This is a genomic window from Neobacillus sp. GCM10027624 (assembly GCF_042675345.1).
In the GTDB taxonomy this organism is placed as follows: domain Bacteria; phylum Bacillota; class Bacilli; order Bacillales; family Cytobacillaceae; genus Neobacillus; species Neobacillus cucumis_D.
This window is the reverse complement of record NZ_JBHTHD010000003.1, coordinates 12,075-24,216: the sequence shown is the minus strand read 5'-3', so window position 1 is coordinate 24,216 and position 12,142 is coordinate 12,075. Positions and strand designations below refer to the sequence as shown.

Annotated in this window: 10 protein-coding genes; 5 read left to right on the top strand and 5 right to left on the bottom strand. The window is 37.9% G+C overall.

The window, feature by feature from the left end:
* Window positions 1–5 precede the first annotated feature (5 nt).
* From ACFQZ9_RS05085 to ACFQZ9_RS05075, 3 genes are all read right to left on the bottom strand, one after another.
* Window positions 6–941, bottom strand: a complete 936-nt coding sequence (locus tag ACFQZ9_RS05085; RefSeq protein WP_498942627.1) for a sensor histidine kinase — start codon at window positions 939–941, stop codon at window positions 6–8.
* The gene (locus tag ACFQZ9_RS05080) at window positions 942–1,643 is read right to left on the bottom strand and encodes a response regulator transcription factor (protein WP_498942626.1); all 702 of its coding nucleotides are present in this window, start codon (window positions 1,641–1,643) and stop codon (window positions 942–944) included.
* Window positions 1,644–2,280: 637 nt separating this feature from the next.
* Window positions 2,281–2,949 (bottom strand): cyclase family protein, encoded by a 669-nt coding sequence (locus tag ACFQZ9_RS05075; RefSeq protein WP_498942625.1) that lies wholly within the window; start codon window positions 2,947–2,949, stop codon window positions 2,281–2,283.
* 588 nt (window positions 2,950–3,537) lie between these two features.
* On the opposite strand from ACFQZ9_RS05075, the gene ACFQZ9_RS05070 reads away from it, so the two are divergent.
* The 5 genes from ACFQZ9_RS05070 (at window position 3,538) to ACFQZ9_RS05050 (ending at window position 8,953) form a co-directional block, all read left to right on the top strand.
* Window positions 3,538–4,230: a response regulator transcription factor gene (locus ACFQZ9_RS05070; protein ID WP_198313068.1), complete on the top strand. Its 693-nt coding sequence runs from the start codon at window positions 3,538–3,540 to the stop codon at window positions 4,228–4,230.
* The gene (locus tag ACFQZ9_RS05065) at window positions 4,227–5,231 is read left to right on the top strand and encodes a sensor histidine kinase (protein WP_498942624.1); all 1,005 of its coding nucleotides are present in this window, start codon (window positions 4,227–4,229) and stop codon (window positions 5,229–5,231) included. Before ACFQZ9_RS05070 ends, ACFQZ9_RS05065 begins: the two co-directional genes overlap by 4 nt.
* Before the next feature lie 103 nt (window positions 5,232–5,334).
* Window positions 5,335–6,099 (top strand): ABC transporter ATP-binding protein, encoded by a 765-nt coding sequence (locus tag ACFQZ9_RS05060; RefSeq protein ID WP_498942623.1) that lies wholly within the window; start codon window positions 5,335–5,337, stop codon window positions 6,097–6,099.
* Window positions 6,089–8,035: an ABC transporter permease gene (locus ACFQZ9_RS05055; protein ID WP_498942622.1), complete on the top strand. Its 1,947-nt coding sequence runs from the start codon at window positions 6,089–6,091 to the stop codon at window positions 8,033–8,035. Before ACFQZ9_RS05060 ends, ACFQZ9_RS05055 begins: the two co-directional genes overlap by 11 nt.
* A gap of 735 nt (window positions 8,036–8,770) precedes the next feature.
* Entirely contained in the window at window positions 8,771–8,953 is a 183-nt protein-coding gene (locus ACFQZ9_RS05050; protein WP_498942621.1) for a hypothetical protein, read from the top strand.
* 114 nt (window positions 8,954–9,067) lie between these two features.
* Here the strand turns inward: ACFQZ9_RS05050 and ACFQZ9_RS05045 are convergent, their stop codons facing one another.
* Together ACFQZ9_RS05045 and katG are read right to left on the bottom strand one after the other, a co-directional pair.
* Complete coding sequence (locus tag ACFQZ9_RS05045; protein ID WP_498942620.1) at window positions 9,068–9,493, bottom strand: Fur family transcriptional regulator; 426 nt, start codon at window positions 9,491–9,493, stop codon at window positions 9,068–9,070.
* Window positions 9,494–9,821: 328 nt separating this feature from the next.
* Window positions 9,822–12,005: a catalase/peroxidase HPI gene (gene katG, locus ACFQZ9_RS05040; protein WP_498942619.1), complete on the bottom strand. Its 2,184-nt coding sequence runs from the start codon at window positions 12,003–12,005 to the stop codon at window positions 9,822–9,824.
* Window positions 12,006–12,142: the final 137 nt, after the last annotated feature.

The following is a 12,142-nucleotide window of genomic DNA, read 5'->3' as shown; positions in this document are numbered from 1 at the left end:
GTTAGCTACTTATTAAGACGTTTCAATGAAAATGTAAATGACGTTTTTTCAAATGGTATGGATTGTATTGAAATGTCTCCTTGCATTTCTTCAACCAGTCTTTTTGTAATGGTTAAACCTAGACCACTGCCCTGGAAGGCTTTATTTCTCGATTCCTCAAGCGTGTACATACGTTCAAATACACGCTCCTGCTCGGTTTCATTAATTCCTTTTCCTTTATCGGAAACTTCGACATAGACCCTCGTTTCATCATAAAACATCTTTAAACCGATCATCTTTCCATCCGCACCATAGCGAAGACCATTTGAAATCAAGTTATATAATACACGGTTTATTGCTTCTTCATTACCAAGGGCAAAAACTGGCTTTTCTGGTATCTCAATGACCACTTCCAACCCTTTATTTTGGATCCATTCATAGAACAATAGAATATTATTTTTACAGATCTCAGTTAAATTAACTTTTTCAAGAGGAATATCCGTATCACCGGATTCTAACTTAGTCAAGTCAAAAAATGTATTCAATAACGTAATGAGTTCTAATGTTTTACTATGTACCTGTTTTAGCAACCGTACTCTTTCTTGTTCATCAATTTTAGGTTGATTTTGAAGCATTTCCATATATCCTGAGATCACTGTAAGCGGCGTTTTAAGATCATGAGAGACATTCGCCAACATCCGTTTCATCGAGGCTTTCATTTTTTTATAGTGACGTACATTCTCTTGATAGCCATCGACAATTTGATTTAAATAATCTAACATTTCTATGAGTTGCTTATCATCAGTTACGATGAGAATTCTCTCACTTGATTGTGAGGCTTTGATCTGTTTTAGTTTTTCTGCTATATAAGTAAGACTCTTTTTTCTTCCATTATTTGATTGATATTGATAGAATATACAAATAAGAAGGACAATTATGATACAGCTTAATACAGTAATCATTTAAAATTCTCCCAGCTTGTACCCGATCCCCCATATTGTTTTAATATAGGCAGGTTTCGATGGGGTATCCTCGATTTTTTCTCTCAGTCGACTCATGTGAACGTTTATAATATTTTCATCACCATAGTAATCGTCACCCCAGACGGAACGATAAATCTGTTCTTTTGTAAAGACCTTCTTTTGGTTTTCAAAAAACAAACAAAGAATCTTCCATTCCTTTGATGTTAAGTTGATCTGAATGCCGTTCTTTGTCGCACAAAGATTCTCCATATCCAATTCAATCTCATGTACTTTGATTATTGATGTATTTCGTTCTATTTGAGTGACTATGTACTGTGTGGATCTTCTTATGACCGCTTTCACTCTTGCCGTAAGTTCAACCATTGAAAATGGTTTAGTGATATAATCATCTGCTCCTAGACTAAGCCCTAATGCTTTTTCCACTTCGCTATCTTTTGCTGACATAATAATTACGGGAATGTAACTCCTAGTCCGCACCATTTGAAGAAAGTTCATACCATTTAACTTTGGTAACATTAAGTCTAACAAAACCAGATCATAATGCTCATGCTTAAAGGCATGCACTGCTTCCTCGCCATCAAAAACACATTTAACATTAAAGGCCTCATTATTTAAATATGTTTTTACCATATTACTAATATCCGGATCATCTTCGACAAGTAAAATCGTTTTCTGCATCATAAACAACGCCTCCCTTGTAATCATTTTATATAATACGTTCTTTAACCCCACTCTGGAAGTTTAAGTATTGTAGGTATTTCTGCTTTAGATTAAAACTGATCACCTAAATATCAGCTGCAAACTACTTAGATTCCTCATCAAATAGTCCTTCATTTGACAGCCACGTTTTTTTGAACCTCCCCCTTTAGTGTAATAAGAAACACACATGATTTGTTGACTCACACCCCTAGATGAAAATTATTCATCTAGGCGTTTTTCATTTTCCCTTACACCCCATACTGGTAAGACTATCTTTATTTTCTATTATCTTTTTTCCCTTATAAAAATCAAATCACCTAATTTCTCCATTTATTTTCACAAAAAAAACTGCCAAAATGACAGCCTTTTCTGCAACTCTAGCAACCTATAAGGGTTCTATTGGCTAGTTTGGTTTAATAAACAAAAAGCTGATCTCGCACCATTTATTTCATTTAAGTTTAAGTAGAAACATGACAATATTCTTAAAATAACCTGCAGCATCAACAAAACATTACTGTTGTTCTAATAATGCATATAACTTTCAATAATGGCTCCAATTGCAGAACAAAAAATATACTACGATTAATTTATTTTCTACAACACTAATACACACCTAACCTTATTTATTTAAAACTTCCGCAAAAGCTCGAACAGGAAAGGTTCCAAATCCCTTAATTTTAGGAGATACGGCATAAAATAAGAAGTCCTTATTTGAGAGACCCTTTAAATTACACAAGTGTTCAACAATTAGTATTTCTTGTCTTAGTAAAACCGTATGTACGGGGCGAGCTTTTCCTGACGTATCGTCTATATTTACAGAATCAATTCCAACTAATGCAACTTGTTTATTTGCTAAATATTTGGCTGCATTTTCGGTTAAATAGGGATGGTCTTCAAAATACTGATCTGTATTCCAATATTTGTCCCAACCTGTATGAATTAAAACAGCTTTTCCTTCAATATCAAGTTCATTAAATAATTCTTCATCAATTTCTTTGTTGTTTTCTTCAACATGAACAATAATTCCTTCTAAACCAGCCATTTTATCAATGGTCGTTTCTGAAAGATCTTTCCCATCATGATATCTATGGAATGGAACATCAACATAAGTTCCTGTATTAGAGACCATTTCTATTTTTCCAATTTGAAATTCTGTACCTTTTTCATAATGTTTTCGAGATTCTTCCCGACTTAGATAATCACAGATTATTGGAGCAGGTAACCCTTTATAAGTTATAAGACCATCTTCAATAGTATGACTTAAATCAATAAAAGCTTTATTCCTCATATTATATTTCCACTCTCCCTTTTCACAATTATTTAAAAATAATACAAGGAAATTTTAACATATTATCCAATTTTTCTAAGGTTTATGCAATCTCTTATTAAATTAAATGGCCGAATACATAAAGAAGCACGCTTTCTTGTTAAGAAAATGTGCCCTTTAATGGGATAACTAAAATAGGTTTAGTCCTAAAATCGCTCATAGCTTGTTGAACTATTTTAGCATTGTTGGCTAACGTATCAATTTGTACAAATGCACTAGATATAGATTCTTGAGAGATTCTTGAGATTCTTGTAAGCTTCTAAAATTCTTGTTCTAAGATTCTAGCTAGTATCTAAATCGCCTTGTGTGTTTAAAGTTATGCGGCATTGTTTGAAAAAGCCGCCAAAAAAGGCAGCTACGACTGAACCCCCGATTCCCACAGCCAATTAGCGTTTTTATACATAGGTATTCCTCCTTCAAATATCGTTAACTATTTGATATTCACTTATCTAGCACTATACCGCCTTGCTTCTTTATGGACTGCTGGCATACAGGTAAATTTTGCTATACAATTTGTGTATGGAACTATAACAAAGTGTGGTGAACATTGTGTTTAAACTATTACTAATTGAGGATGATGCAACGCTTTATCATGAGATAAAAGAAAGGTTAACAGGTTGGTCTTATGAGGTTTTTGGCGTTACGGATTTTAGCAATGTGATGCAGGACTTTACAGAAGTGAAACCTGATTTAGTGATCATTGATATCCAGCTGCCCAAATTTGATGGGTTTCATTGGTGCCGCATGATCCGATCCCATTCAAATGTACCGATCCTTTTTCTGTCTTCTCGGGACCACCCTTCCGACATGGTGATGTCCATGCAGCTTGGCGCGGATGACTTTGTCCAAAAGCCGTTTCATTTTGATGTGCTGATTGCCAAGATCCAAGCGATTTTACGGCGCGTCTATAATTACAATACCGAACAAGTCCAGTTCAAAACTTGGAATGGCGCTGCTGTGGAATATCAAAAAAATACGGTGACCACTGAGGCGGGCTCGATTGAACTTACGAAGAATGAGATATTAATATTAAGAGAATTGATTGGGCAGAAAAATAAAATTGTCACCCGTGAAGCGTTAATCAAAAGCTTATGGGACGATGAGCGCTTTGTCAGTGACAACACCTTAACCGTCAACGTCAACCGCCTGCGGAAAAAACTCGATGAACTTAGTCTTGGGCAATATATTGAAACCAAGGTGGGACAAGGCTACATCGCTGTTGAAGAGGCCCAGCCGCTATGATAAAAAAGTATCTCATAGAACGGCGGAGCTGGATTCTCCTGATTTTGTCCTTGGAAATTTTGGTTATTTTGGTTGCGTTTCTTGATACGTCAATCCCATTACTTCCACTTCTCTATATTGTATTTGTTTCGTTGATTATTTTTGTGATTTTCTTGTCCATTCGCTATCAGAAGGAAACGATATTCTATAAAGTCTTAGAGGAAAGAGAAAACAACCTGGATCCTATGAGCATACCCAGTGCCTATCGTCCTTTTGAAGGAATCATTGAAAACAGCCTTACGAAACAAATTGATTTTTTAACACAGGAAGCGGCTGCTAATTGGACAACATTGGAACAGGAAAAAGACCAACTGTTATCTTGGATACATGAAGTAAAGACACCGTTAACAGCGATGCAGCTGATTATTGACCGCATGGAGGATGAAAAACTGAAAGCGGATCTACGGTATGAATGGCTACGTATTCACCTTCTGCTGGATCAGCAACTCCACCAAAAGCGGATCCCTTTTATGGAAAATGATTTGTATATTGAAAACACAAAACTAAAACCATTAATTTTTAACGAAATCAGAACCTTGCAATCATGGTGCATGCAAAAGGGAATTGGTTTTGAACTGGAATTGGAAGAAGAGGAAATCCTGACGGATGCCAAATGGCTGGCGTTCATACTCCGACAACTGTTAACAAATGCCGTGAAATATAGCGAGGCATCTGACATCCTTTTAAATAGTTATGTCCAAGACGGACGAACCTGTTTCAAAATCACTGATTTCGGACGCGGTATCGCTCCAAATGACCTGCCCCGCATTTTTGATAAAGGCTTTACCTCTACAGCCAACCATCAAGACGGTTCGGCAACCGGTATGGGATTATACCTTGCCCAAAAAGCTGCCCGGCCATTGCTGATCAAGTTTAACGTTCACTCTGAGCTTGGAATAGGAACGACAATTACCTTGACCTTTCCGCAAAAAAATGAGTTTGTTCATATTATCGGCATGTGACAAAAATGTCATATGCTTTTGTTGTTTTGTTCGTCCAATCGAAGGAACGGCAGACCTAAGCTTACTATAATGAAGCTATCGGATAATAAAGGAGTGTGTCGTTATGCAAATACTTGAAGCTACTAATATTCAAAAAAATTACGGTAACAAGTTTAATAAGCAGGAAGTATTGACAGGATTGGACTTAAAAATTGTAAAAGGTGAATTCGTGAGTATCATGGGTGCATCGGGGTCCGGTAAGACAACCCTGCTAAATGTCCTTTCTTCAATTGATAGGGTGAGCAGTGGGATAATTAAGATACAGGGAAAAGAAATCACCCGTATGAAGGAAAAACAGCTTGCCGAGTTCCGCAAGCACCATTTAGGCTTTATTTTTCAGGAATACAACTTGCTGGATACCTTGACGGTTAAAGAAAATATCTTATTGCCTTTGTCCATTTCCAATGCCTCCAAACAAGAGGCAGACCGAAGGTTCAACGAAGTGGCATCACAGCTAGGGATTACCGAGATCGGCAATAAATATCCTAATGAAATATCAGGTGGCCAGAAGCAGCGCACCTCGGCAGCACGGGCATTTATTCATAACCCGAGCATTATTTTTGCAGATGAACCAACAGGGGCACTCGATTCCAAGTCAGCCTCCGATTTATTAAATAAACTGAACCAGTTAAACATCAGCAGCGGCGCCACGATTGTAATGGTAACGCACGATCCTGTGGCTGCCAGCTATAGCAGTCGAGTCATTTTTATTAAGGATGGTCAAATATACACCCAACTGAACAAGGGGGATCAATCACGCCAAGCATTTTTTAAAGACATCATGAAAACACAAGGTGTATTGGGAGGGGTCACCCAGAATGAGCGTTAATCATTTGATTATCCGTAATCTGAAAAAGAATCTAAAAAACTACTATTTATATGTGTTTGCCCTAGTCTTTAGTGTTGCCTTGTATTTTGCCTTTGTCACTTTGCAATATGACCCGGCGATGGACACGACAAAGGGCTCCATTAAGGGTGGCGCTTCCATTCGGGCAGCATCCGTTCTTCTTGTCGCCATTGTGACGATCTTTCTGCTGTACGCGAATACAATCTTCATTAAGAGGCGCAGCAAGGAAATTGGCCTTTTTCAACTCATTGGGATGACGAAAAGCCGAATATTCCACATCCTGAGCACTGAAAACTTTTTTCTTTATTTTGGCTCCTTGGTAATAGGAATATTCCTTGGCTTTTCATTTTCCCGATTTATTATGATGATTCTGTTGAAAGTCACGCAAGTGGATGCGGACGCCGTTTTACGATTTTCAACCAAGGCATTAGTTCAAACTCTGATTGTGTTCGGCACCATTTATCTCTTGATAATGTTGATGAATTATATATTTATAAAAAAACAGTCCATTTTGGCTTTATTTAGGATTACCTCGTCGACTGAGCAAAAAATAATGAAATTATCGATATGGGAAATCCTAATCGGAATCACCGGTATGATTCTGGTATGCGTTGGCTATTACGTTTCTTCAAAATTATTTGGCGGCGATTTTACCACGATAAATGAATTATTCATAGCAATGATTGGTATTCTTGGTTCTGTCATCATCGGAACCTACCTGTTTTACAAAGGCTCCGTCAGCTTTATTTTTCATTTGATACGGAAAAAGAAAGATGGGTATTTAAACATTAAAGAGGTCTTATCACTTTCTTCCATTATGTTTCGGATGAAATCAAACGCCTTATTATTAACAATTATCACTACTGTTTCCGCTTTGGCCATTGGACTTTTGTCATTAAGTTATATTTCTTACTACTCTGCGGAAAAAATGGCTGAAAATAATGTGGCTGCCGATTTTGCCTTCACCAAAACGACGGATGCCGAACAATTTAAAAAGGCATTAGAAGAAAATCATCTGCCATTTAATGAAAAAAGAGCCGATGTCATTCAGGTAAATGCTGACCTATCGACCATTATGGAAACCGGATTGCAGGAATTAACCATCAACCCAAGCAGCGTGCCTCTCCCGGTCGTCAGTGACAAGGCTGTGATAGACATGGATCTACCACCAGAGGAAACAATCTTTACCGGTTATAATGATTTGCTGCAGTCATTTATGTCATTAAAGGATTTAGGGCAAATCAAATTGCATGGACAAAACGAGGCCATTTCTTTACAGTATAAAGGCTTAGAAAAAGAATTTATTGTATCAAGATATTTTACAGGCGGTGGCTTTCCTGTGGCGGTTGTCAACGACTCTGTCTTCAAACAGTTAAAAAATAACCTTGAGCCTACCATCCAAAAGAAATCCTCTTTATTTATTGGGATTACGTTGAAGGATGAGGAGCATGTTACAAAGGCGAATGATCTGTTCAAAGAAATGTTTGGGAATGAAGACAACTCGATGGATTCTCGGTTGGAAATGAGCAACTTTCAAAAACAAAATATGGGACTGATCATGTTTATCGTCGGCTTTTTGGGATTAACATTCCTGATTACCTCTGGCTGTATTTTGTATTTTAAACAAATGGGCGAAGGTGAAGAGGAAATGCCTAACTACACAATCTTAAGGAAACTCGGGTTTACCCGGGGGGATTTAGTGAAAGGCATTCGCGGGAAGCAGCTGTTTAGTTTTGGGATTCCTTTAGTAATCGGCTTATCACACAGTTACTTTGCCGTCAAATCTGGCTGGTTCCTTTTTGGGACGGAACTGTGGACACCGATGATTGTAGTCATGGTTGTATATGCCACGTTGTACTCTATCTTCGGAATGCTGTCTGTTCAATATTACAAGAAGATTATTAAAGAAGCCCTATAATGTGAAAGGCTCTAGCATCGTTGTATATGCTGGAGCCTTTGTTTTATTTTTTAGTAGTGTACATGGCCACTAATTGAATGTAGATCAAGTAATAAAGGATATATCTGCATAAACAACAAAAAATGGTATTGATGCCTACGCAAATGCATAATGTGGGAAAAAGATTGAAAAAAACAAGAGAAAAAATTCTGGAAAAGTGAAATTTAAATGGAAGGATTTAAGTTGGCTGCTTAGTAATTGTCCTGTGGCTACATTAAATCTGCTATGGCCGAAAACGGGTTATCCATACGCATGGCACTGGATGACCATTACTGGATATTCTCGAGATACTTTTGATAACAGATGGATAACCGTATCAACATGGGGTGAAAAGCGTATTATTAATTATCGAGCTTATTTTCAAGCTATGTTTTGGTTTGGAGGCGTATTGATGTACTTTAATTAAATTTCGCTGATAGAATTGCTGGGATTCGCCGATAACTGCCTTGAACATAACCCGCACGATAGCATGTTTCTGCATTTCACTTAATCTTATCTATTTTACATTCAATATGTAAAGTGTAATCCATATTTTTAAGGTAGCTTTTACCTTCAAAACCTTGCTGATTAATTTAATTTCATTAACCAAGTCGCTTAATTCATCTATTCTTAAATCAGCTTTAAAATTAACAGACTAAGGCTAGGATCAATAAATGGTTATCAAGAAGTAATGAGGTGTTTCTTTCAGGAGATGTTATGGACGTTATCGAAATTACAGCGGATAAAGTACGAAGTTATATCAATTATCTTCGAACCGAACGTATACCATACTCAGAGGATGAATATCGAAAAAGCAGCAACAAAGAATTATCTGTTCACGTGATTAACATTCGTAGTCGGGCGTTAAGTACGTTTGCTTTTTGTTCACCGAGAAGATGATATCACTTGGTGGAGGGCTTACTTTTGAAGAAGCATTGTCAAAAGAAATAATGATATTCTTTACTGAATGGAATGTCTACATGACAAAGGATCGTTCACTTTCAAACACCCTTTTTAAATACATTTAGGGCAAATTCCTTGTAATTCAAAAAAGTGATGAGTTACATTAAATTGTAAATTAATTTTGGCGAATTCTTCTACTTGAATTAATTTTGGGTAATAAAAGTCAGCAAGATTTCCGCACAATTTACATCGAACATGGTAATGAAAGGAAGTAGCCCATTCAAAGCGACTAGCAAATTCCCCAAAGGACAACTCATTTATAAGATTATATTTCTTAAAACTTTTTAAGTTACTATATATCGTGGCTGGCGTTAAACTAGGCAAAAATCCCTTTAAATCTTTACAGATTTCATCTACGGTGGGATGAGAATTAGAAGTGGCCATATACTCCATTATGGCAATTCTCTGTGGGGTTAGCTTTAATCCATTATTTTTTAATACCTCAAAACCTTGTTGAACACGTGGATGATTCATCATCTACAACATCTCCATTCTATTTTTTTATTCACCATGTTGGTAAATTCGAGAATATTATAAGTTTAATAGAAGGGCACCGATAGAATCGAGAATAACATTCAAAATCATTACCCTTGTAAAACACGAATGCTGTCATCCAAATTAGACAACAGCACTAATATGTGTTTTAGGATTTCTTTTTTGTGTATGGATCAAATCAGGTAATGTAATTTCCATGTTGATTTTTCACCAAAATAGAGACCGACTAAAATTGTCGGTCCTCTTGGGAATAACAGGGATAATAATTAACAACTTTCATTGGGCTTTGTTGCATGAATACCCGTAGTCGTTAATTAAGATCGAAACGATCTGCATTCATTACCTTTACCCAGGCGGCAATAAAGTCATGTACAAACTTCTCTTTGTTATCTTCTTGAGCATAAACTTCTGCAATGGCACGTAGAACGGAGTTTGAACCGACCACTAGATCAACTCTAGTTGCTGTACGCACTACTTCACCTGTCTTGCGGTCACGTCCTTCATATATATCACCTTCTACAGGCTTCCATTCAACCCCCATGTCAAGCAGGTTAACAAAGAAGTCGTTAGTAAGTGTACCCACACAATCAGTGAAAACTCCGTGTTTTGTACCACCGTAGTTTGTACCTAGAACACGCATACCGCCAATAAGTACAGTCATTTCTGGTGCAGTAAGGTTTAGTAGTTGTGCCTTGTCTACTAGAATCTCTTCTGCACTTACACTATACTGCTTCTTCTGATAGTTACGGAAACCATCCGCGATAGGCTCTAAGACTGCAAAACTTTCAATATCAGTTTGCTCTTGTGTTGCATCGCCGCGTCCAGGTGCAAAAGGAACCGTTACGTCAAAACCTGCATCTTGAGCAGCTTTCTCTACTGCGGCACTACCGCCTAGTACAATCAAGTCCGCCAAGCTGACTTTTTTATCTAGATGACTTTGAATGTCTTCTAGTACACTAAGCACTTTTGTAAGTTGTTCTGGTTGATTCACTTCCCAATCTTTTTGTGGAGCAAGACGGATGCGAGAACCATTTGCGCCGCCACGATTATCTGAGCCACGGAAGGTACTTGCTGAAGCCCACGCCGTTGTGACTAACTCGGTAATTGTAAGACCTGAATCCAGGATCATCGTTTTAATCTTTTCTACTTCATTATACGTTAATTCATAATCAACGGATGGTACAGGATCTTGCCAGATAAGCTCTTCTTCTGGAACTTCCGGGCCAAGATATCTTGAAGCAGGACCCATGTCACGGTGTGTTAGTTTGAACCATGCACGGGCAAATGCATCTGCAAATTCTTCCGGATTCTCATGGAAACGACGAGAAATCTTTTCGTATATTGGATCAAAACGTAAAGCCATATCCGCAGTGGTCATCATTGTCGGAACACGTTTTGATGAATCTTCTGCATCCGGTGCAAGATCCTTCTCATCAGGATTTACTGCAAGCCACTGAAATGCACCTGCAGGACTCTTTGTAAGCCACCATTCATATCCAAACAATAGATCAAAGTAACCATTATCCCACTTTGTCGGATTAGCAGTCCAAGCACCTTCAATACCACTCGTGATGGTGTCATGACCTTTACCTGAGCCATGTGTGCTTAACCAACCTAAACCTTGTGCTTCAATAGGAGCAGCTTCTGGTTCTGGACCAACATGAGCAGCATCTCCTGCACCATGTGCCTTACCAAAAGTATGACCGCCAGCAACTAGTGCAACTGTTTCTTCATCGTTCATTGCCATACGTGCAAAGGTCTCACGTATGTCACGAGCGCTTGCAAGCGGATCTGGTTTACCGTTTGGTCCTTCAGGGTTAACATAAATTAGACCCATCTGAACAGCAGCAAGTGGGTTCTCAAGCTCACGATCACCTGTGTAACGGTTATCACCCAACATTTCAGTTTCAGAACCCCAGTAGATATCTTCTTCTGGATGCCAAATGTCAGCACGTCCGCCTCCAAAACCAAATGTCTTGCCGCCCATTGATTCGATCGCAACATTACCCGTTAGAATCATTAAGTCAGCCCAAGAGATCTTGTTGCCATACTTCTGCTTAATCGGCCATAGCAGTCGACGGGCTTTATCAAGGTTACCGTTGTCAGCCCAGCTGTTCAGTGGAGCAAAACGCTGATTGCCAGTTCCGGCACCACCACGGCCGTCACCTGTACGATATGTACCTGCTGAGTGCCAAGCCATACGGATAAAGAATGGACCATAATGTCCATAGTCTGCCGGCCACCAATCTTGGCTGTTTGTCATAAGCACTTTAAGATCCTGCTTAAGAGCATCATAATCTAATTTTTTAAATTCCTCTGCATAATTAAATTCTTCTCCCATTGGGTTAGATTTTCTGTCATGCTGATGCAGAATTTTCAAGTTCAACTGGTTTGGCCACCAGTCTCTATTTGGCATATTACTAGATTTGTTAGAAGTTGCACCGCCATGGTGAAACGGGCACTTTCCAATGTTAGTAGTGTCTTTCGTGTCCATATTTTTTTCCCCTTTAGTCATTTTTTTCACCCCGTTAATATTTTTGATAGCGATTAAAATATGCTATATACCTATTAAAAATTAAAATCATTTAAAAATCAATATTAATATATAATAAATTTAATTTATTTTTATTT